Below are 23,868 nucleotides of genomic sequence, written 5' to 3' on the forward strand. Positions count from 1 at the left end.
GTGCCGCCCCTAGTGCCTGGGTTGAGTCGAACGAGAGTGGTCCGGATGGCTCAGTGCTGCTTGAGGCTGACCCTAAGGCGGCCACCCATCTCGGGCCAGTACTGACTCACGATCCCAGCAGTCTTCATCCTTTCGAGGACGAGACGATGCGGCTCATCGTGCGGGAAACTGGGCCTTGCGTACCCAACGTCTGCGATGAGCGCATAGTCGCCGCCGAGGTCGCGCAGCGTGGCCCGGAGGTCTTCGGTGGGAAGGTTCGGCGCGTTGGCTAGGAGGTGGATCATCACCGTGCCTGAGACGCCGCCCGTTGCCAGGATCTCGAGCGGTGGCCGGTCGAGTTCGACCCGGCTGTGGTATGCGTATCGAGCTACAGCCGCAAGTTCAGCCGACTCGGCTTCCTCGGTGTACTCATCGAGATGATCCAGTACCTCGAGCTTGATTGACTCGAGGATGGTGCTGTCGAAGAGGTGGCCTAGGTCGTCGGCACGAATGAGGTCGGGGCTCATGAACTCGACGAACCGAGCGGAGCACTCGATGGCGTTCTCCAGTGTGGCCCAGTCAGGCATGAAATCAGGGGTGAAGGTGCTGGCTTCGTCGGCGACGAGTCCGGCGCGGATTAGGAGTCCGGCGAGAGGTCCAGACTCTACGCCGATCTGAGATACCGGCAATGGGGCTTCGAGGTCGAGGCTCTCTGCGAGGACTACCCGAGCTTCGGGGTCTGGCAACACGTCTCGCGCTTGGAGTATCCGAAGTGCGAGGTCTTGGCGTTCGGCAGCGGACGCCAAGTCGGCTTCAGTGATTCTCCTGCAAGTGGCTAGAAGCGCTGCGAGGGGCTCATCGACTCTGCCGGTTAACCGGATGTAGTTCGTTACGTTCGTGTACGTGGGCGTGACCCGTTGAGCTGCCACCAGCGGCGTCCAGGCGCCCTCCGGTAGCGCTTCGTTGAGACTGGTTACCTTACAGTCCGGCGACGCGGACCTGATGACCCTTTCGATCTCATCGGCGCTGGCGCGACGTGCAGCGTCGGCAACGACGTCGCTGTACTTATCCGGGCTGGCGACGCTGAGGCGTGTCGAGGCCGCACTTCGAAGAACTTCCAGGTACGTGCCGAGGTGGCGGATGAGGTAGTTGTAGACGTTCTCGTTACCGGCGAGAACGGTGTCGAGGGCGATGTCCGAACACGCAGCCGCCAGAAGGATGTTGTCTTCGCTGATTCTGTAGGTGCTGCGCTTCACGACGTGTGGGCGCGAAGTGGCGCTCAGGTCGGCCAGGCTCTCAAGGCGCACACCCGCGACAGCCAGGATCCCCGCTGCCCGCTCTGCCGCCTCCAGCGGAAGTTCGCGATCGCTTGTGAGAACGGGCATGCGGAGGTATTCGGTCTCGAGATAGTCACCGAGCTCGCCTGCGACCTTGTAGGTGAGTTCGCTGCTGCAGTTCGTCAGGGCAGCATCAACCAGGTCGACTCTGGTGTCCTCGTCAACTGGCGCATCCTTCACGAGGTGCAGGAAGATCTCCGGATCGTGGGGGGATACGAGTTCGATGAGTTCACGCCGGTGGACGCCCTGGGCTAGGTAGATATCGAGGAACTCGTGGGTTGGTTGGGCTCCATTGGTGAGTTGTCCGATGACAGGCTTCATGAGCGGCGATTTCGTTTCGAGGAGATGGTCGACGACCGAAATGTTGAGCATGCATCGCTCGTGGAGGACGCCTTCGCCACGTTCGGCCAAGATCGCTTCCACGTCCTCTGGACTCAGACTGTAGGTGGGGTCAGGCTCGTTCTTGTCGATGGCGTGAACGATGAAGTTCAGTGCGTCGCGGTGAAGGTGCTGGCCGTAGTACTGCGAGACATAGAGGCTGAAGTAGTCGTTGATGTAGCCGCGGCGGACCAGCTGCTGGGCCAGCTCGGATTCGAGCTTGTCGACCTGAGTCTTGAAGGTCTCTCGTGGAGCATCGTTGCCCTTTGGCGCGAGATGAGGACTGCTGTACGCCTGTGACCACTCATGATGACGGAGGAACTCGATGACCCGATTGCAGCCCTCGATGTCCTCCTCGATAGCGCCTCGGTCGATGTCGGCCCAGAGTTCGGCACGGACTTCAACACCGAGGAGCGACTCGAGCGCGCTGACCGGAACTTGGATGCTGGCTTGGCTACGCCCAATGCCGTAGGTGATGTCGATCGTGCTCTGACCTTGGAGGACTCGGGACCAGAACTCGGCTGACCGGAGTTCGTCCTCGCCATACAGGGTGCCGGCCAAGCTGACCTGCGTGCTCCCGTTGGCTGGATACCTTGTGGCGTTGAGTCCCGCTGCAAACGCGATGAGGCGTGCGCCCAGGTGGGCACTAGCCCGGGCAGAGGCCGATGGCCCCTCGGACTCCTTCCACAGAGCAGCCAGCTCCTTCGACTTGATTGCTAGGGAGTCGGCAACGAGCCCGCGCCACTTCACGTGCAGGTCGTCGAGAGCGCTCCGGCCAAGCCTGATGCGCTCAAAGTCGGTCATGTGAACGCTCTTGTACAGGAGCAGCGCGAACAGCCGGTCCGGATCAAGGCCCGGCACCGGATCGTCAATGTCGAGGAGTCGGTGGGAAAAGATGTCGTACTCGTTGCGGAGGTTCCAGATCAGGCGCATGTCGGCGATGTGCCCGGCAGCCAGATCGATCAGGTCCGCTGAGACACCCGTCCCGTCCATGGCCCTGGTCATGAGGTCCCGGGCGTTCTTGTGTGTGATGAACGGCACGACCGGGATGACGAGGTCGAAGAACTTGGTTCGGTTGGCGCGCTCCACCTCTCGCTGGGCGGCATCGGGCAGGTCGCCCAGCGGATCGGCACCGAGTCTCTCGAACACACTGTCCCGCAGGGCGTATATGAACCTGACCTCCTTCTGAACCTGCGAAGAGCCGTTGAGGATTGTGTTCAGCGCTCGCAGTGTCTCGAAGATGCGGACATTTTCGAACCTGTCGAGGTCCTCAAGGATGAGGATGTCACGCTGGCTTACCTCGAAGTAGTACACGATCTCATCCAGGTACTTGTCGAAGTAGGACGACGACTGGGAGTTCAGGGTGACGGCGGCAGGACCTGCTGTGAGTTTGTCGAGAGTGACCCGGCCGTGGGTGGCACGGAGCAAGACAAGGATGGCGGCGGTGATCGCGAGCCAGAGCATCGTGTAGGCGAGGACGCCGAGTGCAGGGTCGGGACCGCTAATAGCCTCGATCGGCTTGCCTGAGCCGGTGAGCCAGATGATCCCGGTGATCACCAGCGAGATGACCGCGGACTGGAGGGCTGCCAGCCCAAACTTGAACTGCGACACCCGGGGGAATCTCGATCCAGGGGTCTTCGATGGCTTCTCTTTGTAGAGGATCTGCTTGACAATCTCCTTCTGGATGAGGTTCGTCTGCTCCTCCAAGGTTGTCACGTCGGGCTCACCACCCGTGGGCGCCGGAGGGTCGCCGACCGACGAGAGTGAGACCTCCACCACCCGCTGCGGACATTGCCGTGCCAGCTCCGTGAGAATGCTGCTCTTGCCCGTTCCGTATGCGCCGGTGAGGGCGATGTTGCGAATCCCGGGTCGGTTGTTGACGGCGTCCTTGAGTGCCGCAAGGTAGATGCCGTGATGGTCGGGGTCGAACTGAGGCGAGAGACTGTGCAGGGAAATGCCATCACCCACCGGGCCGTCTCGAGTTTCGCGAGTGCTCACGAGCAGATGCTATTGCTGCACTACGACAGGCTTCCGGTGCGGCGCGGCCGGGTTCTGTTGCGCGTAGCTTCAAGGTGGGCCGCCTCATCCGGTGTGGACACGCTCTCGGCGGGCGGTTGGGCCTCCGCCGGATGATTCCGCGAAACAGCCAGACACGAACCAATGCGTGTCGCCCCAACCGGCACGATGGTAGTCAGAATCTGATTCCGAGTTCATCGCGTGATCACCTGTTCAGGTCTAGGCGCAGAACACCGGTCGGGGGCGCTGGTTGCGTCGTTCGGGTGGCGGCACCAGGTCGAGGGTGGTAGCCGCGCAGATTCGCGGCGTTGCGGGTACGGCCGGCATCGTGCCGGACCGCTCGAAGCAGGTCGGCTATGACGCTTTGGCGATCGGGTGGGTGATCCCAAGCCTGAAGGCCGCGTTGTCGCTGAGGATCTTGTCAATCTCGGCAAGCAGGGCTCGGCCCTCATCGCGTGGCCCTAGCATCTCCGCGAGGGTCAGGAAGGCTCCGTACATAGACTTTGGCTGCACGCTGCTGCGAAGCGACTCCGGGAACACTTTCGGGATCTTGGGCGTGTAGGCGGTGGGGCGCATCCAGAGCCGAGAGTGATGGGCGACGAGGTTTCGGAGCACCGTCATTGCCTCAAGCTTGCCCATGACTGTTGTCGCGCTGACCCCGAGTGACGTTGCGACTTCCTTCCAAAGTCGTCGTTCGTCGCTCTGTCGAGCGCAGGTCGCGGGTACGGTTTCGCAGATCACCCGGCTGAGGGCACCGAACGACCACGTGTCGACCACAGCCCACACCGGTAGCGCGCCTGCGTCGTCGCTGTTCGCGAAGTGCTCGACCAGATACGGTTCACGGGATCGGCGGATGTGCTTCTCGAGGATTCCGGCGAGCGGGGGAAGATCAGCTTTGAACACTCGGTAGTGGTTGGCCTTGAGGTAGCAGGCATCGGGGCTGAACAGCGCGCAATGGTGCTCCACAAACAGGGCACGTAGCTTCCACTCAAGCATCCGCAGGCCGCGAAACACAGAGATTGCCAGTTCGCGGTCAGCGTCGACGATGTCGAACACCCTGTCAAGAGCGTCATCAGTAGGCACCCTTCCAGTCGACCCGAGAAGCCGGTAGTTGCGGGCGTAGCCGAGGAGGTAGTGGAAATTGACTCCCGCCAGTCGTTCCTGCGCTCGTTCGGAGGGGATGCTGTCGAACAGGTAGTTCTTGCGGCGCAGGTAGTCCACACGCTCGTCGAGCGTGAGGAAGGGCCGCGCTGGCGTCGACAAGCTCCACTCCTGACAAGGAAGGACCCCCGCAGGGCGCATCGTGGAGAGGCGGCGGGGGGACTGTTGACTTCAGTCTAGCCACTATCTCTGACAGCCGCGCGCATCTCGATGCATCTTGACTTCAAGAGCCCACAAGGTCGGGCCGCCTGCGCTCGCTACTCGGGCCATGGCCAGCCTGGCGGAAGCGGCCCGGTGATCATGGGAGGACCCCAGATGGCCACGACCTGATCGATCCAGCGCATCAGTTCACCGTCGGCCTGGAAGTACTCGTTGAAGCCGCCGACCGAGATGTGCCCGAACCTGGAGTGCCGCTCTTCCTCCAGCGGACCATCACCCGGCTCTGTCGCGAGGACTTCCGGTCGGCCGCCGTACTTTGCGGTGAGCTGGCTCAATCGCTGGGTGAGGTCCTCTGTATGGCCGATCTTGATCAATCCGGCTTTCGGTGACTGCTCGGGCATTCGCAGGTAGTAGACGACCCGCTGCGAATCGAGGGCGCGTCCCCGGATCGCTTCTCGCTTCATGTACCTGCGCTGCAACTGGATCGGGATCGAGTCTGGAACGGTTGACCAGATCGTCTCGTGCAGCAACGGATGGTCGTAACGCGCGGCACCCTGACGCTTCTCACTCATAGGGCCCATTATCGGGCGGACACGGTTCTGCTCGGGGTGAGACGGGTTGACCAGCCGACCACGCGCGTACGCCGGTCTTTCACCGTGCATCGTGTTGGCGTCCTCTGAGGGCCCGTCCGCCCGGTCAGCGTGATGCACGTAAGCCTCGTACGGTGAGATGCACGTTGTGGGGGTGCCAACTGCAACACTCCAGCGCATGAGGATCGGGTACGCGAGAGTGTCGACAAGTGGTCAGGACCTGACCGGGCAGTACAACGGGCTACAGCTCCCGGTATCGATCAGGGCATCATCCATGTCGATCACGGGCTGACCGGCACGACCGGGCACGCCCCGTCCTCCGGGAACCCTTGGCCGCGGTCAGGGCGGGCGACACGCTGGTCGTCACCAAGCTCGACCGACTCGCTCGATCGCTGCCGGACGCCCGTGACATCGCCGACGAACTGACCCGCAAAGGGGTCGCGCTCAGCATCGGCGGCAGCGTCTACGACCCAACCGATCCCGTCGGCAGGCTCCTGTTCAACGTCCTCGGCATGGTTGCCGAGTTCGAGGCCGACCTCATCCGGATGCGCACCCGCGAAGGCATGGCAGTCGCCAAAGCAAAGGGCCGGCTCCGCGGCAAACAGCCAAAGCTGACCCCGGCACAACGACGGCACCTCCTCGCCCTGGATGCGGCCGGCGAGCACACCCAAGCTGAACTGGCCGAACTTTTCGGGGTCTCTCGGACCACGATCTATCGGGAGGTCCGGCGGGCGGCCGCGTCCTGAACTTCTCGACCGGATGGCGCGGCTTCAGCCGTCTACTTCTTGTCGCGGGGCGGGAACGGGTCGTTGCCAGGCGCGATCGTGTCCGAGTCGCGGATCTTGCCGTCACGGCCATGCGTCACGACCTCGCCGCCGCCGGCGTTCTCGACGATCTCGCGAGCCCGGTCCTGGGCGGCCTTCTGGGTGTCGGTGTGGCACTGGCACGCTTCGCGTCCGGCGCCACAACGTCCCAACCTCCATTCAGGTTCGACACCACGTGGCGTTCGTTGCCGTTGGGCATCGGGCCCCCGATCTGCACTCGCACGAGTGCGCCAGTTGTTCGTCCCGATCTACCTGTCCGGGCTCGGATGATCGAGCGTGTCGTGCCCCTCCGGTCGAGGTGTGGCCGGCGCGCAACCCACCCCAGGAGCACGCCGACCCACGACATGTCAGGCTACCGACCCGACGCCCAACGGATGAGACCTATCCGTGAGTGTCGTCGCAAGCCGACCAAGCGTTCATCCTGCCTGAATTGCACCTTGGATTGATGAGCCCTTGTTGTCCTCTTCCTGAAAATCCCAGCGCAACGATAGGTAGGTCCGGTAGCGTGAAGACAAAGGTGACGCCTTGGGGATTGAGACCCGCGGCTCCTGATGCCTTCCGGAGGTAGAAGATGGGTGGAACGAGCAGGCTGCTCACCACAGCGGTATTGGTTGGCGCGGCGTTCGTAGGTTCGCTGGTAGGAGCTACTCCTGCGAGCGCCTATGCGCTCAACGGTTGCAAACTGCCGAGCACGTCGACGACGGTGTACAACGGCGCCAGTATCGCGAAGTATGTCACAGCGACAAACACGGCGAAGAGTCGGTGGAATGCCGAGAGCCAGCCGGTGACGTTCACGACAGCTTCAAGCGCCTCCTCGGCGAAGGTGTGGGTGACCGGGATCAGTGCGGTGGACACCTACTACGCCGTCACCTCGGGTACTTGCTCATCCAGCGGCAAGTGGTCAGGTCAAGTCACGGTAACCTGGAACTCGACTGGATCTTCCGGGCTCACGACCGCGCAGCTGCGGATGGTCGCAGTCCACGAGTTCGGCCACGTCCTGGGTCTGGCCCACGTCAGCCGCACCTGTAGCGATACCAAGTCGGTCATGGTACAGGGCACGACGAAGTGGACTTGCGACTGGGGTAACGACGATCCATGGGCAGACGATGTCAAAGGCGTCAACGCGATCTACTGAGAAGGAGACAGACAATGCAGAAGATCGTGATTCGGGCGGCCGTTGTGGCGACAGCGAGCCTGCTTCTGGCAGGGTGCAGCTCATCGCTTGCGACATCCCCAGGCACGGCCAATAGCAACGGCGAGCAGAGAATCGTGTCGGTTGACGGGCCGGAGTTCGGATCAGTGGAGCAACTCGCCGCAGAAGCGGACCTGGTCGTCAAGGGTCACTTCGGAGCCCGCTCTGAGGCCGTCACCGAAGGTGCACTCAACGGCGGTGACTGGGAGGGCTTGCCGATGGAGCTATGGGGTTTCGTTGTGGACGAGGTCGTCGCCGGCGACGAAACCCTCGCCGGAACGACCATCCAGGTCTCCCAGGTGACCACGGACGTCGACGGCGCGATTCGCCCCGCTTCCGACGGCGCAAGTGCAGTCCTGTTCCTCAAGCCGTATCCTTCGGGTGCTTACGCGATCGTCGGGCTTGGTGCCGGAACCATTTTCGTCGACGAGAGCGGGGATCTGTCAGTTCCCGACGATGTCCCCGCGACACTTGAGAAAGACGTCGAGAAACTCACATCGGCCACGGTCGAGCGGACAATCGAGAATTCCTTCGCCAAGTAGATCCCCCTCGCTGGGGCCTCGGAACGAGTCCCGTGTCGTCTGCGATCTGCCCACCTGCAGTGGCGGTTTTGGGCAAGGGTGTGATCAGCATGGCGGCGGCGATCACTGTCAGCGCATGGGGCCGGAACTGCGTGGTCGGCCACGTAATTTGCCGGCTTGGTCGGACGCGCGACGATCAGCCCGACGTCCTCCATGGGGTGGACGTGACTCCATCGCGTCGCCGAGAAGATGACAGTCGGCTTGTCCGGGCCGAAGTCGATCCATGTGGACAGCCGAGATCCCTGAAGTCTGGCCACCTGGCCAGCCGCTGGGCGGGATGGCCGGTCCTAGCCTCGGAGGTGGCGGCACTCGCGCGGTCGCGACCGCTGAAGGAAGGACTGACGATGGCCATCAGGTGCACGCCGTACCACTCGATCGACCTGCGGGATCCGCGGGTTTGCCACGACTACCGCGACTGCCCCAACGGTGAGCAGATCGAGAAGAAGAACCTCGCCTCCGGTACCGGTGGGCTACCCCGATGCGGAGGATGCAAGCGCCTCGACTGATCTGCGCGCCTTTGCCCATGGCCGGCTGAGATTCAGCACCCTCGTGTCCCGCGAGGCCCGGACTTTTCACTGGCTGGCGGGCAGAGTTCCGCCCCAGCAGCATTCGTCCTGGCCGGAGATCGTTGAACGCCGCACATCACACCTAGGCGGTGTGCGGCCGCTCGCTTGTAGCAAGGCGTCACCCGGACGGGGTCTGGGGATCGCGGTCCCAGGTCGGTAATCTCAATCCTCGGCCTTCCCCGGGTTCCGCCAAGCTCCGGGGACGCAACTCACGCCGACCAGTCGGGGGGCAGCCGGCACACGAGTTGTGAGCTGGTGGACGCGCCCGCCGATCGTGGGATAGCCGTCTGGCGCGCCCCCAGCAGGCTAGGCGTCCGGCCAGCGCACCGGCAGCCGAACCTACGAGTCGTGATCGTTGGTGGCTGCGGACTGCACCGGATCCTTCGCGACACCGGATATCCAGAACTCGATGCCCGCGTACAGCAGCACTAGCCCGAACCAGGTCCACACCAAGACCGCTGGTGCGACGGCAATGCCCTCTGCCGCGGCGACAAGGAACGCCTCGAAACCGATGAATAGCAGCACGACGAACGCCCACTGCAGCCGGGGATCTGACCAGCGGAACCGCTTGTTAGATCGCCTTGGGCGTCGGCGCACATCGTCAGCTGAGGATCGCGCCATATGGCTGCCGCGGACCGCGAAGGTCAGCAAGAACACGGGCACGATCTGGGCGAGCAGAGCGCATGTTGCAGGGGTCACGTTCACGGCAGGACTCTAGACGTGACGGCCGCTCGGGTTCGCCGCCGGGACAACTGAGCGGGTGCTCACCTGGTGGCCGGAGTCAGCAATCGTGTGACCAGCAGATCCTCGGCGGCCTGATAGAAGGCCACGCCTAAGCTCAGCGCCGACTGGACGACGCGCGGGTCGGCCGTCATCCGGGTGACCTTGAGTCTGGACGTGGTACCTGGCAACTCTTCGACACGCGAGAACGCGAGCCCACGGGTGCTGGATGGATGGCTGAGACCGCTCACCATGTGCCAGATGCTCCGCGAATAGGCGCCGGGCACACCTAGCGCGATTGATGCGTCCTCCAGGAGCGGGCCGTAGCCCGGCGTTCCTTCTGAAGTTGCTGCTGCCGTGATTCCGGCCTCACCGGCGAGCCGGGCGACCGTCTTATCCCACCATTTGGCGGCAATGGCAGCGTCCTGTCGGGCGGTGGCCTTCGCCTTCCGGACCTGAGGAGAGTCGGAGTCGTCTGGCGCGTTCATCAGCTGGCGCAGGCCCAGTTCGTGTTTCACCTCGCCGCGCCGCGCTCGAAGCGTACGAGCGATGCGTTCGCGCGACTCGTTCGGTCGCAACATCCAGACTGCCTGGGCGCTCGACTCGATCACGGCACGAATGAGTGGATACGCGCCATACTGTGGCAGGAAGATCCCCGGAGGCTTCGCCCGTAGGAGAAGCTCGAGGGAACGCAGATTGTCGATGGCCACGTTCTGGCAGTAGGTGACCATGTGAGACAGCTCCGTTGGGTTGGTGGCTGCGTCATCCACTCCGATCTGGCTGGTCGGCTTCGGCCTCACCCGGACATGGCTCTCACGAACGCGATGAAGCTCTGGCACCGCGTCAAGCAGGTCGCGGATCTGCGAGAGGTAGATGATCTCCGTGGCGGTGTAGTTGTCGCCCGGCGAGCGCTCCATCGCCCTAGTCACGAAGCAGAGCCTAAGCCCGCCAGGAGCATGGTCCTTGGTCGACCCCAAAAGCGCGCGGTCAAGACGCAGTGCCGGTTGGGCTCGTCCGCGGACGAGCACGGCCATGGGGCGTGGGGGGGCCTGCGTCGTCATCCGAGGCGAGCTGACGGGCGAGCGGCTCAAGCGACGTGATCGGCATGTCGAACACGTTGAGCAGCCGCAGAACTGTGATCACGCTCACGCCACTGGCCCGCCCGGCCTCGAACTTTCGAAGGCTGGACGTGCCCATCCCCGCTCGGGCCGCGAGCTGTTCCTGCGTCATGCCTGAACCCTCGCGGCGCGCGCGAATCGCAGTGCCGAGCGGTGCCAGCGGGGAGGTCATGGTGGTAGAATAATAGCGCTCGAATAAGAACGCTATGAGAATGTCACCAGAGATCCCCAAATGTGGAGATGGCTGAGGTGAGTGGAAGGATGGCGCACATGAATGTGGCTCAGGGCATGGGGCAGAGAACGTGTTCCCTTCTCAGGGCCGTATGCGCCGTCGCGGCGAACCGGTGGGTGCAGGCTGGAGGGCGGGTGGCGTGAGCGAGGACCTGGTCGCCCGAGCGGCCCAACCGCTGGGACGGCTTTCGTACCTGTCGCTGGGGTCGACGACCCTGCAGCAGCTTCGCAAGAGCCGGTTCATCCGTTCGACGCTTTCGCCAGAGGAGGAAAAGCGGAAGCCTGATGGCATCGTGTTTCTGCCCGTGGGTGGGATCAAGGCGGTTGTCGAGATCAAGCAGCCGAAAGAACTCACGGCAGGCAAGTTGGCGGCGGTCGTTGAAAAGTATGCCCCGATCGCGAATGCTGTCTGCCGGCTCCTGATCTTGACTGATGGCAAGAAGAGCCACTGGTACAACGCGGCTACCCGGCGGCCCGTCATCGGACAAGATGGCCACCCGGTCCAGCGCCTATTCGACCCGGCAGCCGTGTCGTCGGGCACGATCAGTTCGCAGGACGCGGCTGAGATCGTCTCCCTGATCGAGATGGCCGAGCATTCGCTCCGGGCCGACAACGACCAGTTGCTGCCGCGCGCGGTGATTGACCCGACCAACCTCTCGAAGAAGGTTTGGCAGAAGATCTGGGTGAACACCGGAAAGGAGCCCGAGAAGTGTCTCTACAACGTGGTCGAGATCTTGGTCTTCAAGTTCTTGTCCGACACGGGCGTATTGACCGGCCAGCACTCGTTCAAGTCGGTAGTCGAAGTGCTCGCCAACGAGGGCGCGAACACGGCGCTGGAGCAGTACGCCAACATGTGTCGACCTCGGATCCGGACCCTGTTCCCCAAGTCCGAGGACGGTACGACGATTATCAACGGCACGATCTTCGTCAACGAGAAAGGCGACCCGAACAAGGCCCAAGCGTCACTGTTCGGAGAGGTCATCGAGGCGTTCCAAGCGTTCGACAACGAGAGCGGGTCGCTGAAGTACATCGACCGCCAGTTCAAGACCCGCCTGTATGAGTCGTTCCTGCGGCAGCAGGCCGGGATCCGGTCGCTGGGGCAGTACTTCACTCCGCGCAATGTGGTGCAAGAGATCGTGAGGATGTCACGGGCAGGGTCGCTGACCGACGGCGCGGCGATCTGCGACCCATTCTGCGGGGTTGGCGGGTTCTTGTTGGAGGCGATCGCGGAGAACCCGAACCTGCTGGATCAGTTCCGCCCGCAAGACGGAGTCGTTGCACCCAGGATCACGTTCCGTGGCTACGACAAAGGCACCGACGAGAAGGAGGATGAGCGGACCATCATCCTCGCCAAGGCGAACATGCTGGTCTATCTGTCCGACCTCCTGGCCGAGTACCACTCTGAGAACGTCCTGGATCAGTTCGCCCGACACGCGTTCAACGACACCTTCCAGCTGCTCCGCTCCAACCTCGGCACCTTTGGCCGTGTCGATCCGTCGGAACGCTACGACCTGATCTTGACGAACCCTCCGTACGTCACGAGCGGCTCGGCGTCGCTGCGCACAGCCCTGGAGGCCGCCAACCTGACCAACGAGTACACCGTAGGTGGGCGCGGCACGGAATCCTTGGCGATCCAGTGGATCGTGAACCACCTCAAGCCCAAGGTGGGTCAGGCGTTCGTCGTGGTGCCTGACGGTCTGCTAAACCAGGCACCGATCCTGAGGTTCGTCGAGGAGAAGGCAATGGTCCGGGCGATCGTCGCGCTCCCGTCCAGGACCTTCTACTCGACTCCGAAGAAGACGTTCATCCTCGCGGTCGACGCCAAGCCCGAACCCGGCGTGACCCAGACCGAACCAGTGTTTACGTACCTGGTCTCCGAGATCGGAGAGTCGCGGGACACCCGGCGGATCCCGATCAACGACAACGACCTGCCAACCATGCGCGAGCAGTTCGGCTACTTCAGTACCAACCGTGCCGGCTACACGTCCAGCGACCCTCGATGCAAGATCGTTGCCTTCGACGATCTTCGAGGTAAGGGCAACTGGTTGATCGACCGTAACTGGAGCGCCGAGGAGAAGGTGAGCCTTGGAATCGTCGAGGAGGCCATCGAAGTAGACGCAGACACGCTCAAGAAGCTGATCGACGAGGCGCGCCAGTCTCTTGAGGATCTGCTCGGGGAACTGGCATGACCGAAATGCGGGAGGTGCGCGTCGGAGACCTCTTCACGCCGACGCCGGGTCGGTTCGATCTTGTCCGCTCCTACCTCGAAGCTTACCCAGGGAAGTACCCCGTCTTCTCGGCGTCCCTGACGCGGACCTTCGGCTCGATCGACTCGTTCGACTACGACGGAAAGTACTTGACCTGGGTCCGAAGCGGCTATGCCGGCCGGATGCGGATCATCGAAGGACGGTTCAGCACCAACCACGACCGGTGTGTGCTGGTGCCGCGCGACGGCGTGCGAACGCCTTCACTCACCTACCTGCGCTTCGCTCTAGAACCACTGCTCACTGCCCAGGCGGTTGGGCGGCGAGTCGATGGCAGACGAAACGAGTACACGAAGCTCTACCCGTCAACGGTGGCAGACATCGTTGTCACACTGCCGGTGGAGCCCTTGACCGGTGAGCTGGACTACGACGCCATGGAGGAACTGGGGCGCAGGCTTGAGCGCGTCAACGCGATCAGATCACAGCTATCCGCGATCGCGACAGACATTTCCGAGGCTGAGTTGACCTTCGCCGAACCTGCCGAGTCCAGCCTGCTGTCTATGGGCGACAGAAGTGTATTCCGGCTCAGTATCGGCCAACGACTCGTGCTCAAAGACATCCGGAGTCCCCACAGCCACGGCGTGCCGGTCTACTCAGCGAACGTACGCCGAGTCTTCGGACGCGTCGAGTCCGCCGGCGAGCTGACCTTCGAACACCCCTCCCTCCTCTGGGGGATCGACGGCGTCTTCGACTGGAGCCTGCTCCCTGCAGGTGAGGAGTTCGTGCCCACCGACCATTGCGGGCGCGCCGAAATCCTGGACAAGCGGATCGACCCCGAGTACCTGTGCTTCGCTCTCCGAGCCACCCGCTCCGAGTACGGCTTCGACAGGGTCTTCCGCGCCAACCTGACCAACGTCGCTCAGCTCGTCCACGCCACCATCCCTCTAGATCCAGCGGGCCAGCCATGCCTAGCAAGCCAACAACGGATGGCAGACGAGCACCGACGCCTGCTTCGATTCAAGCAGTCCGCCCTTCAAGCCATTGACGAGGTCCTCGATGCACGTCTTGCCCCGCAGCTGGCGGGCTGAGACTTCGCTCAGGACGAGCCCGCTATACCGACAAGGCGGTCTCGACTAGCAGTACCCCTGTGGCGGACACCACATGGTCGCGAACGCGAGCGGGGGTGTCAGTGGTGTAGATCAGGATCGCGGTCATGGACACATTGATGCTGGACGAACACCTGGCTGCGGGCTGGTATCTGGTCGAGTCGGATTCAGCAACCCGGTACGCGTTGCGGTGGGGGCAGGGCCGGCTGCACATGGTCCGGATCACCGGGCCCGGGACGCACGGCCGTGCGTGGTGGGACGACCAGGTGGTGCCGCTGCTGGGCATCTGGTCGATCAGCGGTGACGGCGCCGAGCCGCTGCCCGGCATGGTCCGAGTCGGCTGCCGGCATCGGTGGCTGGCTGATCCTGAGGGCACGTTTGGGGAGAGCGACTGGTGGTGGCTGCAGCGGACGTGCACCGGTTTCCGGAAGGTGGGCGAGGCCGAGATGGCACGGTTGCGGGCCGGGACGGCGGGAGGCGACGCATGATCGTGCGTGTTGAGACGGCGTCTGGTAGCTGCCACGAGGTCGACTTCGACACGCTCGCCTACCGGCGGCTTCAGCTGCCGGTCGACCCGGCCGAGGGCGTCGACCGGGCAACTCTTCGCCGTGACGGGGACGAGTTGCGGCTGCTTCAGCGGCCGGCCGATCCGGTGATCGGCAAGCGGTGGCTGCTGTTCCTCGAGCCGTTGGACCCGGCTTACGACGTGACCGTCCGGGAAACAACGCCGGTCGTCGCGGTCGAAGTGATCGACGTGCCGTGAACCGGCCCGGCGTCTACTTCGACCGTCCCACCCGTCTGGTACGGGCGCAGAGGGTCCACCCGTGACGGCCTCACTTGCTGGGCGGTGGCTCGGCGACAGCCCGGATCGTGCTCTGTTGGTTGGTGACTTGCACCGGTCCTGGCATGCCCCCGAGGTCATCCGGTATGCCGCACGGGTGGGTGCCAAGGTGGTGGTGCAGGTGGGTGATCTTGGTTGGGAGATGGTCCGGCCCGGCGCCACGATCACGCCGTCGCTGGAGATCGAGACGACGATCCCGGAGGCGGTCGCCGAGACCGGCATCCCGTTCTTCTGGATTGAGGGGAACCATGACCGGCACGACCTGCTCGCTGCGATGCGCACCGAACAGTGTCTGGGGCCGGGTGCGCTGTTGGAGGTGGCGCCGGGGGTGGTGCATCTGCCGCGCGGCTACCGGCTGCCGTGGGGTGAGCGCGGCTGGTTGTGTATCGGCGGCGCGGTCAGCATCAGCGGCCGGCCTGTCGCCGGCGAAGCGGTCAGCGACACCGAGGCCAACGAGATCATCGCGGGCAACCCGGACCCGGCACAGGTGGTGGTGGCGCACGACACGCTGTGGAGCGCTCCGCTTACCGGCGGGACACCCTCGGGGCCGCTGGCCCGGTCGCTGGGGCAGGACCTGCCGTGGCCGGAACGCATCGAGGCGACTTGGTGGGATGAGGACCGGATCGTGGCGTCGGATGAGCATCAGCGGCGGCTGCGCCGGATCGCCGACCGGTGCCTGGTCCCGGGCGGGGTGTGGGTCCACGGCCATCACCATCTGCGGTACAGCCTGCGGATCGAGCCTGCCGGCTGGCAGGTGGAGGGTCTCGGGACGGCCGGCCAGCCGATCAGCGACCTGACCCTGCTGGTCGACATCCACGGCCGGCCCGCGTCGCAGCCCACAGATCAGGACCGCGAACTGTGAACACGCAACACCTGGTGCTGGCCGACCAGCCTCATGGTCTGTTCGCTGTCTACGGTGATCAGCCGGGCGGCGCGATCTGGGTTCTGGACTGGCACGGGCGTCGGTATGGCCAGTCCCGCGCGATCCGGATCCGCGGCACGGCTGGGAACGTTGGCTATGACGACAACCAGTGGCTGCGGCTGGCCGATGTCGCCGGCCGGAACCCCGACGACCCCGACGACATCCGGCACTGGGAGTTCCGGGTCGGGTGGCGGCACCGCTGGACCCGCACCTATTCCGACGGCTGGTACGACCAGACTCGCTGCACCCGGATCGAACCAACCGAACAGGGCCAGGTCGAAGAATGGCTGAAGGCCGCCCTCGACCTACCGCGCCGTCCGGTCAGCCCCGCGATGGACCCCGTCGAGCAGCTTGACCCGCGGCTGCGGCGCCTCCTCGGTCTCGAGGGTCCGCCCGCCTCCGACGACAGCCGCTAGACCCACGGCAGCGGGCCCCTGTCCGCCGGCCCCAGCCCGATCAGCTCAACCAGAGTCTCCTCAGGGACGGGTTGGCCGCCCCACGCGTCGACACCGACGTTGATCTGGCGGCCGTGCTGTCGCCAGTCGGAGTGGACGTGGCCGCACAGCAGCCAGCCCCCGTCGTCGACCGGTCGCCACCGGGCGAACTTGTCCGCCCCCTGGTGCCCGTGCCGTTCCTCCACACCCGGCACGGACGGGTCACCGTAAGGGAAGTGGGAGACCTGCACGCTGGTGCCGTCTGCCAACGTCAGCCGAGTGTTCGTCAGCACCAAGCCAGCCAGCCGGCACCGATCCCGGTACACGCCGGTGAACTGTTCGGCCCGCTGCCCGTAGTACGGGTGGACCCGGTCATGGTTGCCTGCCACGAGGGTGACCGGTACGCCGAGCATGGCGAGGAACGGCAGGTTCGAGTCGAGGTGGCCGAGCGCAACGTCACCCAGATGCCACACCTCATCCTCGGCGTGCAGCGGCGCCGCGAGTCGCGCAACCAGGTCGATGTTCATCCGGTTGAGGTCGGTCCACGGCCGGGACGGCTCGAACCGAAGGATGTTGGCATGCCCGAAGTGCGTGTCGGAGGTGAACCAGCGCACAGTCACACCTCCAACCGGGCGGCGTGCCGCCGTGACCCGATCAGGACCCCCGGCACTCCTTGGCCCGCAACGAGCCGGTGCACACCTTCATGGTCGTAGGCGTGCGGTTGGGGGTCGTTCGAGATCCGGTCGGCCGTGCCACGTTCCCGCAGCACCCACAGCTGGGTCGTGACGGGCTCGACCAGGTCCACATCGTCCACACCCGACTCGTAGCCCGGCACCACCACAACCGCGTCCGGGTCCAGCGCCTGCAACCGGACGACCAGCTCCGCCACCCTCACCGCGGCACCCCTTCCATCTCGCCGGCCTGCCGGGTGGGCACCGTCCACCGGTCGGGGCGGCCGTTGAACCGCCAATGGTTGCGGACGTGTTCGGGACGGATCTCCCACAAGACTGCCTGGACCGGCCACACGTCGGGCCGGACCCGAAGGCACGCCTGCCACGACCCGACAACCCTGGCCTTCAGGTCGGGTGCCGCGTCCCAGTCGCCGAACCGGATACCGCGCGCGTCGACCTCGCGTTCGAACCGGCGCCAGTCCCGGCCGTCGTACCAGCCGTTCAACGGGACATGCCAATGGTTGAGGTCGCTCAACAACACCTGCTCGGCCGGCACCTGGAGTTCGAGCATCACCCCAGGGACGTCTGGCCGCATCCGGCGAAGGTCCGGACGCCGGTTCGGCCGAGCCGGATCGCAGGTGTGCCACGCCCACACCGGCCACATGCCCGGCACCGGCGGCGCAGTCCTCGCTGCGAGCTGCCCTGCGAGCCAGTTGTACGCCACCCCGTACTCCGCCGAATGGTCGGCGATCTGTGCTGCTTCCACGATCTGCCGATCCGTCCGGTACACGCCGCCGGCCCGCAGCACATCCCACACCTCCAGGTCCTGCAGCGACCATAAGGTGATGGTGCTAGCCATGCCGGCCCCACTCGAGCAGATCCCCAACCTGCCGTTCCGTCATTCCGACCTGCGGCCGGGTCCTGACCAGCATCAGATCGTCCCTGCGGATCGCCGGGGTGTGCTGGATCGTCCACTCCCACCGTTTGCCGGGCAGCCGTCCCGCAAGCCACGGCTCCGACAAAGCATCAACATCCGCATCGCTGACCTCGTCGTCGATCCACGCGAACCTCGTGACGCGCGTGCCGGCGGCCCACCGGCGCACCTGCGGGGTCTTCCAGCAGAACCAGAACGGCTCACCCCGCCCGCGCACCGGCAACAGGATCTGCGGCAGATCGGTCGGCAGACCCACCAGCGGGCTGATCGCCTCGTTCGCGTTCCGCCACGTCGTGCACCACACAATCCCGAACGTGTCGGCGAGTTCGGCCAGCCATCCGCGCACCTCCGGCTCGACCCAGACCGTCCACTCGACACCGTCCTCGTCCCGCGGCCGGTACACCTCCACACCAGACCGGGCACCATTCCCGGGCCCGGGATAGCTGTTGATCACCCCATCCACATCCAGCAGCAACACCGGCCTCACTCGTCGACCTCCACGATCGGCCAGCCGTCACCATCCACCAGCAGCGTGCGGGCCGACAGCGGATCCGCATCCATGCCCAGCCCGAACACCTCGACCTGGCCATGACCGGCGTCCAGCACGTCCCGGTACGCGATGTGATGGTGGCCATGGAACACCCGCTTGGCCTGCACCCCCTCCACGAGCCGGCGGACGCGGCGCTGGTGCTCATCCGAACGCATCAGCACGCCGGTCGGCCACGCTGACTCGCGCCGCCACGCCGGGAGCTCCTGATGCAGCAGCCGCCGCAGGAACGGCACCCCCAGCGGCGCGTCATGGGCGACCACCATGTCCGCCGGCCCGTCGGCGATGATCCGGTCCACCTCGGCGCCGGTCAGCTCCTCCTGCGGAAACCAGTCGACGCCCTCGGTCCGATAGTTGCGGTCGACGCTCACCGCCCCACCCGCCGCCACCCACACCGTGTCGCCCCACCGCCACCGGAAGCCGCGCGGCAGATGCCACACATGGTCACTGATCCTGCGGCGGCCATCCGGGCCGACCGGCAGCACGTTCAACCGGTCGAAGTCCTCGTGGTTCCCGTCGACCCACCACAACTCCAGACCGCGTGCCGCCAGCCGTGCCTCCACCTTCCGCAGGAACTTCTGCCCCTGCCTCCAGAACCCGAAATCCCCAAGCTGCAAGATCAGATCAACATGGAGCGCGGCCGCATGATCGATCACCGCAAGCGCCGCGCCGGTGTTCCCATGCATGTCGCCAGCAAGCAGAAGCCGCTCCACCGGTAGATCCACGAACATTGCTAGCCCCCTCGGGCGGCCGCCAGGTACAGCCGCCGCCCTGAGGCTGATGGTGGCAGGGCGGTCTGACAGGCTGTCAGGTGTCGCGGCGCGTCAGCAGGCCAAGTTCGTGGGCGCGGGCGACCACGCCGATCCGGGACGGTGCGTCGAGTTTGTCCATCAGGTCACTCAGATGGTTCTTGACCGTGGAGGCCGATACGAACATTGCCTGTCCGATCTGCCGGTTGTTGAGCCCGGCGGCCAAGAGGTCGAGGACTTGGCGTTCCCGTTCGGTCAGCACCGGGGCGACGGGCCGGCGCCGCGACTGGCCCCACCGGCGGATCGGGTCGGCCGGATAGACGGTGAGGCCGTTGTGGGCCGCCTTGATCGCCTGGATCAGCGCCTGCGGCTTGGTGTTCTTGATCAAGAACCCGGCGGCGCCGGCGTTCAGCATTTCGGCGACAGCGTCATCGTCGCCGAAAGAGGTGAGCGCGACGACCTTGACGGCCGGGGCGATCGCTCCGATGGCTGCTGTCGCCTGTATGCCGTCCATGATCGGCATCTGGATGTCCATCAAGACGACATCGGGCGGGTTGCGCCTGACCATTTCGACGGCTTCGGCCCCGCTCGAACAGGTCGCCACGAGCACCAGGTCGGTCGAGGCGGCCAGGTAGTCGCGCAGGTGTTCGCGGACGAACAGGTCGTCGTCGACCGCCATGACGCGGATGGGAGGATCTGCGGAGCTCACCTCAGGCCACCTTCTCGGGCGGGCTGCCGTCCTGGGCGAGCGGGACCCGGACCCGTGCCGACCACTGGTCGGGCTGGCGTTCCACGACCAGTTCTCCGCCCAGCTGCTCCACGCGCCCGCGGACGTTCGACAGGCCCATGGATCCGAACCTGCTCGGCTCGCGCGCCTCGCTGCGCGGCCGGTTCACGAACACCATCTCTGCGTCCTGCTCGCCCACCTTGACGATGATGGCGCATGCCGTGCCCGGCTCGGCGTGTTTGACGATGTTGCCGCAGGCTTCCGCGGCGATGGCGCCGAGTAGTTCGCTCTGCGTCCGGCTGAGCCGCTCGAATCCTCCCTCGGCGCTCATGGCGACAACGAAACCGTGGCTCGCCAAGTCGGTCTGGGCTTCGGTGAGAGCCCGGTCCAGGGGTGTCGGGTCTTCCACGTTGAGTTCGGCGTCCTCGTCCGGATCGCGCAGCAGAGCCATCAGCCAACGAAGCTCGTCGGTGCTCCGGGCAGCCGCGTCTGAGATGAGCGCGAGATCCGCGCCGGACGCATGCCCGCGCAGCTGGGCCGCCTCGGCCGCCATCACCACACGTGTCAAGGATCGCGCCACGGTGTCGTGGAGGCTGCGGGCCAGCGCCTGCCGCTGAAGCACCAGTTCAGCCTTCTTCCCGGCTCGAAGCGCATGGATCGTCGCGAAATAGACGTTGCCGATCAGCCACAGCACAGCGATCAGCACCGCCCAGGCGATCCAGCCGATCACCGGGGTCCGGCCAGCCGGATCGTCAGTGACCGCCTCGGCGCACAGAATCACGAAGTAGGCGAGCGTCATGAACAGCCGTGTGCGACGGCTGCCTCTCATACCGGTGCCGAGGATCGGGATCAGCAGCGAGTACTCACCCAAAGTGCCCCACGACGCCGGAATGAACACGTAGAGGGTCAGCACCGCACCAAGCGAAACCCCAGCCGCCCGCGGCCACCGCGGCGTCAAGCCCGCCAGCACGCACGCGGTCAGGTCGAGCGCGACAGGCTGCCACGGCTGAGCCGTCAACCCGTCCAGCAGGACGACCAGCACTGCGAGCAGGCCCGCGAGCGCAGCCTCCAGCGTCCCGCTGTCCACCATCCGCGCTAGCCAGCTGACCTGGTCCGGCGCGGCACGCCGACGGCTCATCATTCCTTCCGATCCTCACCGCTCCGAACCGAACTCGCCTGGCGGGTCGGCTGGCTCCATTCCCCGAGCAAGAAGGTAGCCCACATGGACACTCAAATGAACCCACCGATGTCCAACTGGATCATGCCCATTACCCACCCGGACACTCACCTGTGATCCGGGCCGTGCCGCTCGGTGGCGCGCTGAATGATCGCGCCATGGCACTCCTCCTGACTCGTCTGGCCGCCGCGTTCACGCTGAGCCTCACCATCGCCCTTCCGGCACACCCGGCAACCGCCGGCACCGTTCACGCCGACACCATCTGCGACTACTTCCCCTCCTGGCCCGGCTGCCACTAGCAACTCACCGAATCCATCCCCCGCAGCCGCATCCAGGCCCGGGTATCCCACCCCCCGCTCCAGGAGACACAACGAACATGAGCCGCAGACGCTCCGCCGCAGCCTTCACAGCACTCGCTGTCGTAACAGGTCTGCTGATGGTCCCTCCGCCAGCCGGGATCGCCGACCCCGCCGACACCCCCGCCGCGGCCGCCCAGCTGAACGCCGACCAGGCGATGGCCAAGGCCAAGCGCACCGGTGAGCCCGTGGTGGCCGGAGCGCTCACTGACGAGCACACTCTGATCACCGCAGACCCGGCGACCGGGCTGATGCGAGCCGAACTCACAGCCGGAGTGGCGCGGGTTCCCGACGGCAACGGCGGATGGCAGGAACCCTCGACCACCCTCACCGAGGGCTCGGACGGGACCTTCCACCCGGCCGCGGCGGCGGCCGACATCACGATCTCCGGAGGCGGATCAGGCTCCATCGCAGTCGTCGGAGACGGTGACAACACGGTGTCGCTCAACTGGCCGTCCCCGCTGCCGACCCCCAGCATCGACGGCGACCTCGCCACCTACCCGGAGGTGTCGCCCGGCATTGACCTCGTCGTCAAAGCGACCGTGGAGGGCGCGGAAACCTACTTGGTGGTCAAGAACGCAGACGCTGCGCAATCCCCAACCGCGCAGCAGGTGCCGATCAGCGTCTCAGCCTCCGACCTTGACGCTGCCAAGCACGCCGACGGTGCCGTGATCTACACAGGGGACGACGCCAGCAGCCAGATCGCTGTCAGGCCCGCCTACATCTGGGACTCCACCGGCCAGGACGACAACGCCACCATCCAGGATGTCCTCGAACCCGCCGAAGGTGCCCAAGTCGCTTCGCTTCCGGTCACCGTGTCCCAGGCCAGCGACACCGCCACCTTCACGACAGGCACCGACGCCAAGTCGATCCTCGACGATCCAGGGACCACCTACCCCGTCGTGATCGATCCGTCCGCCGCAGTTCTCGACCAGAGCTACGCCGTCCGCGTCACGCAGGAGTTCAACAAGTACAACGACGACATCGGCGACCGCGGCAAGATCGGCTACAACGGCTGGACATCGCCGTACTACAAGTCCCGGATGTACTACCAGTTCCACTGGCCGACGAACACCAGCGGAGCCCCGTTCGTCGCGGCGCAGATCGCCGGAGGCAAGTTCCAGTACACCCAGACCCACTCCCCGCAGCACTCCCCGTGCAAGTCGACATCGACCAGCTACCCCGGCGAGAAAGTGAAGCTGTTCAACGCGATCGGCAGTGACACCACATGGAGCAACCTGCCCGACTCGCACGACTGGTCCCCGGTTACCACCTACCTCGCCGTCGGCCACGAGGACTACTGCGACACGACCGAGGTGCAGGAGTGGAACATCACCGGGATGCTGCAGGACGAACGCGGTGTCTACGGAACCCGCACCACCGTCACCGTCGGTATCTACTCCGCCGACGAGACCGACAAGATGGGCTGGCGGGAGTACAAGAACACCTCCACCTCCCCCAAACTTGTCCTTGACTACGAACCCGAGCCGCCCGCCCCCACCGCGTTCACCATCGACAACCCGGTCAGCGACCCGCAGGGTCTGCTTGTCACCACACGCGCCGACGTCAATCTCGGAGTCACGGCAACCCTCGCCAGCGGCTACGGATGCCGCGGAGCCAACTCAAGGTGCGTTCAGGCTGTCTACACCGTGACTCGCGGTTCGACTGCCATCGTGACGGACCAGCACTCCGCAGGTGTACTTGCCGACGCCACCGAGAAGGCACAGATCGGCCTCACCGGGCTCACCTCGGGGGCATACCAGGTCAGCGTGCGCACCTACAACAGCTACACCGGCCTGTACACACTCACGGCGAACGTGCCCACGTTCAAGTTCACCGTCGACCTGACCCCGAAGCAGCCCACCTGGACGTGGACGAAGCCTGCCGGCTGGACGAGCACCACCACGCTTCCCGCTTCGCAGAATCTCACGATGCACGTGACGCCCGACGCCTCAGACTCGGGCAGGACGGGCCTCGAAGCCTGCGTCACCATCGACGGCGCCCCATTCGACCTCAACGCCGCCGACACCAGCGACAACTGCCCGGTACTGCCGGGCGACGGGAACCTGACCATCCCGGCCGGAACCTTCGGGATGGGCCAGACCCCGGTGGTCGGCGTCGCGATCAAGAACGCCCACTCGACCAGTTCCGCAGCGCTGAACCAGACCATCCAGTTCACCTGACCCGTCCATTCACCCAGCACTCGAGACGTGAGGCCGCTGATGCGCGCAAAGGTTCGTACCGCCACAACCCTTCTGGTGTTCCCGCTCGCCATCGGGCTGCAGCACTGGGCAGCAGCGCCTGCCATGGCGGCCGGATGGAAACCCGACCTCCAAAGCGTCACGAGC

At 65.1% G+C, this 23,868-nt stretch carries 27 protein-coding genes; 12 read left to right on the forward strand and 15 right to left on the reverse strand.

Annotated elements, in window-relative coordinates; genetic code table 11:
- Window positions 1–50: 50 nt before the first annotated feature.
- The 3 genes from QM779_RS13700 to QM779_RS13710 all read right to left on the reverse strand — a co-directional run bounded on the left by QM779_RS13700 (window position 51) and on the right by QM779_RS13710 (window position 5,602).
- Entirely contained in the window at window positions 51–3,692 is a 3,642-nt protein-coding gene (locus tag QM779_RS13700; RefSeq protein WP_428536135.1) for a hypothetical protein, read from the reverse strand.
- A gap of 372 nt (window positions 3,693–4,064) precedes the next feature.
- Window positions 4,065–4,973 (reverse strand): Abi family protein, encoded by a 909-nt coding sequence (locus QM779_RS13705; RefSeq protein WP_428536137.1) that lies wholly within the window; start codon window positions 4,971–4,973, stop codon window positions 4,065–4,067.
- Between the two features lie 155 nt (window positions 4,974–5,128).
- Window positions 5,129–5,602, reverse strand: coding sequence for a GIY-YIG nuclease family protein (locus tag QM779_RS13710; RefSeq protein WP_428536139.1), 474 nt, complete (start codon window positions 5,600–5,602; stop codon window positions 5,129–5,131).
- Window positions 5,603–5,949: 347 nt separating this feature from the next.
- Here QM779_RS13710 and QM779_RS13715 point away from each other — a divergent pair, with 347 nt between their 5' ends.
- The gene (locus QM779_RS13715) at window positions 5,950–6,366 is read left to right on the forward strand and encodes a recombinase family protein (RefSeq protein ID WP_428536141.1); all 417 of its coding nucleotides are present in this window, start codon (window positions 5,950–5,952) and stop codon (window positions 6,364–6,366) included.
- A gap of 32 nt (window positions 6,367–6,398) precedes the next feature.
- Here QM779_RS13715 and QM779_RS13720 read toward each other — a convergent pair whose 3' ends face one another.
- A complete protein-coding gene (locus QM779_RS13720; RefSeq protein WP_428536143.1) occupies window positions 6,399–6,596 on the reverse strand; it encodes a DUF2188 domain-containing protein in 198 nt (65 codons plus the stop codon).
- A gap of 508 nt (window positions 6,597–7,104) precedes the next feature.
- Entirely contained in the window at window positions 7,105–7,299 is a 195-nt protein-coding gene (locus QM779_RS13725) for a hypothetical protein (RefSeq protein ID WP_428536145.1), read from the reverse strand.
- Between QM779_RS13725 and QM779_RS13730 the strand changes: the two genes are divergently transcribed.
- From QM779_RS13730 to QM779_RS13740, 3 genes are all read left to right on the forward strand, one after another.
- Window positions 7,292–7,579 carry a matrixin family metalloprotease gene (locus QM779_RS13730; RefSeq protein ID WP_428536147.1) on the forward strand — a complete coding sequence of 96 codons (288 nt, stop codon included), beginning with the start codon at window positions 7,292–7,294 and terminating at the stop codon, window positions 7,577–7,579. The two genes, QM779_RS13725 and QM779_RS13730, sit on opposite strands and share 8 nt — an antisense overlap.
- A 14-nt stretch (window positions 7,580–7,593) precedes the next feature.
- The gene (locus QM779_RS13735; protein WP_428536149.1) at window positions 7,594–8,178 is read left to right on the forward strand and encodes a hypothetical protein; all 585 of its coding nucleotides are present in this window, start codon (window positions 7,594–7,596) and stop codon (window positions 8,176–8,178) included.
- Window positions 8,179–8,561: 383 nt separating this feature from the next.
- Window positions 8,562–8,723, forward strand: a complete 162-nt coding sequence (locus QM779_RS13740) for a hypothetical protein (RefSeq protein WP_428536151.1) — start codon at window positions 8,562–8,564, stop codon at window positions 8,721–8,723.
- A 399-nt stretch (window positions 8,724–9,122) separates the two neighbouring features.
- On the opposite strand, the gene QM779_RS13745 is transcribed toward QM779_RS13740, so the two are convergent.
- Genes QM779_RS13745 through QM779_RS13755 form a run of 3 tightly spaced genes read right to left on the reverse strand, consistent with a single transcriptional unit; the run spans window position 9,123 to window position 10,793 of the window.
- Window positions 9,123–9,488 (reverse strand): hypothetical protein, encoded by a 366-nt coding sequence (locus QM779_RS13745; RefSeq protein ID WP_428536153.1) that lies wholly within the window; start codon window positions 9,486–9,488, stop codon window positions 9,123–9,125.
- Window positions 9,489–9,547: 59 nt separating this feature from the next.
- Entirely contained in the window at window positions 9,548–10,432 is an 885-nt protein-coding gene (locus QM779_RS13750) for a hypothetical protein (protein ID WP_428536155.1), read from the reverse strand.
- 58 nt (window positions 10,433–10,490) lie between these two features.
- Window positions 10,491–10,793, reverse strand: a complete 303-nt coding sequence (locus QM779_RS13755; protein ID WP_428536157.1) for a helix-turn-helix domain-containing protein — start codon at window positions 10,791–10,793, stop codon at window positions 10,491–10,493.
- Between the two features lie 199 nt (window positions 10,794–10,992).
- Between QM779_RS13755 and QM779_RS13760 the strand changes: the two genes are divergently transcribed.
- The 6 genes from QM779_RS13760 (at window position 10,993) to QM779_RS13785 (ending at window position 16,341) form a co-directional block, all read left to right on the forward strand.
- Window positions 10,993–13,041, forward strand: coding sequence for an HsdM family class I SAM-dependent methyltransferase (locus QM779_RS13760; protein ID WP_428536159.1), 2,049 nt, complete (start codon window positions 10,993–10,995; stop codon window positions 13,039–13,041).
- A complete protein-coding gene (locus QM779_RS13765) occupies window positions 13,038–14,144 on the forward strand; it encodes a restriction endonuclease subunit S (protein ID WP_428536161.1) in 1,107 nt (368 codons plus the stop codon). The genes QM779_RS13760 and QM779_RS13765 overlap by 4 nt, the downstream gene beginning before the upstream one ends.
- A gap of 125 nt (window positions 14,145–14,269) precedes the next feature.
- Window positions 14,270–14,650: a hypothetical protein gene (locus QM779_RS13770; protein WP_428536163.1), complete on the forward strand. Its 381-nt coding sequence runs from the start codon at window positions 14,270–14,272 to the stop codon at window positions 14,648–14,650.
- Window positions 14,647–14,925: a hypothetical protein gene (locus QM779_RS13775; RefSeq protein WP_428536165.1), complete on the forward strand. Its 279-nt coding sequence runs from the start codon at window positions 14,647–14,649 to the stop codon at window positions 14,923–14,925. Before QM779_RS13770 ends, QM779_RS13775 begins: the two co-directional genes overlap by 4 nt.
- 61 nt (window positions 14,926–14,986) lie before the next feature.
- Window positions 14,987–15,865, forward strand: coding sequence for a metallophosphoesterase (locus QM779_RS13780; protein ID WP_428536167.1), 879 nt, complete (start codon window positions 14,987–14,989; stop codon window positions 15,863–15,865).
- Window positions 15,862–16,341 carry a hypothetical protein gene (locus tag QM779_RS13785; RefSeq protein ID WP_428536169.1) on the forward strand — a complete coding sequence of 160 codons (480 nt, stop codon included), beginning with the start codon at window positions 15,862–15,864 and terminating at the stop codon, window positions 16,339–16,341. The genes QM779_RS13780 and QM779_RS13785 overlap by 4 nt, the downstream gene beginning before the upstream one ends.
- Here the strand turns inward: QM779_RS13785 and QM779_RS13790 are convergent.
- From QM779_RS13790 to QM779_RS13820, 7 genes are all read right to left on the reverse strand, one after another.
- Window positions 16,338–16,973 (reverse strand): metallophosphoesterase family protein, encoded by a 636-nt coding sequence (locus tag QM779_RS13790; protein WP_428536171.1) that lies wholly within the window; start codon window positions 16,971–16,973, stop codon window positions 16,338–16,340. The genes QM779_RS13785 and QM779_RS13790 overlap by 4 nt on opposite strands.
- Before the next feature lie 2 nt (window positions 16,974–16,975).
- Window positions 16,976–17,254, reverse strand: a complete 279-nt coding sequence (locus QM779_RS13795) for a hypothetical protein (protein ID WP_428536173.1) — start codon at window positions 17,252–17,254, stop codon at window positions 16,976–16,978.
- Window positions 17,251–17,889, reverse strand: a complete 639-nt coding sequence (locus QM779_RS13800; RefSeq protein ID WP_428536175.1) for a DUF3841 domain-containing protein — start codon at window positions 17,887–17,889, stop codon at window positions 17,251–17,253. The genes QM779_RS13795 and QM779_RS13800 overlap by 4 nt, the downstream gene beginning before the upstream one ends.
- A complete protein-coding gene (locus tag QM779_RS13805; RefSeq protein WP_428536177.1) occupies window positions 17,882–18,442 on the reverse strand; it encodes an HAD domain-containing protein in 561 nt (186 codons plus the stop codon). Before QM779_RS13805 ends, QM779_RS13800 begins: the two co-directional genes overlap by 8 nt.
- Before the next feature lie 5 nt (window positions 18,443–18,447).
- A complete protein-coding gene (locus QM779_RS13810; protein WP_428536179.1) occupies window positions 18,448–19,242 on the reverse strand; it encodes a metallophosphoesterase family protein in 795 nt (264 codons plus the stop codon).
- A gap of 76 nt (window positions 19,243–19,318) precedes the next feature.
- Complete coding sequence (locus QM779_RS13815) at window positions 19,319–19,939, reverse strand: response regulator (protein WP_428536181.1); 621 nt, start codon at window positions 19,937–19,939, stop codon at window positions 19,319–19,321.
- A gap of 31 nt (window positions 19,940–19,970) precedes the next feature.
- Entirely contained in the window at window positions 19,971–21,128 is a 1,158-nt protein-coding gene (locus QM779_RS13820; RefSeq protein ID WP_428536183.1) for a sensor histidine kinase, read from the reverse strand.
- A gap of 194 nt (window positions 21,129–21,322) precedes the next feature.
- Between QM779_RS13820 and QM779_RS13825 the strand changes: the two genes are divergently transcribed.
- Window positions 21,323–21,463, forward strand: a complete 141-nt coding sequence (locus tag QM779_RS13825) for a hypothetical protein (protein ID WP_428536185.1) — start codon at window positions 21,323–21,325, stop codon at window positions 21,461–21,463.
- 137 nt (window positions 21,464–21,600) lie between these two features.
- On the forward strand, window positions 21,601–23,703 hold the full coding sequence (locus tag QM779_RS13830) for a hypothetical protein (protein WP_428536187.1): 2,103 nt from the start codon (window positions 21,601–21,603) through the stop codon (window positions 23,701–23,703).
- Window positions 23,704–23,868 lie beyond the last annotated feature (165 nt).

The organism is Propionicimonas sp. (genome assembly GCF_049840635.1).
GTDB lineage: Bacteria > Actinomycetota > Actinomycetes > Propionibacteriales > Propionibacteriaceae > Propionicimonas.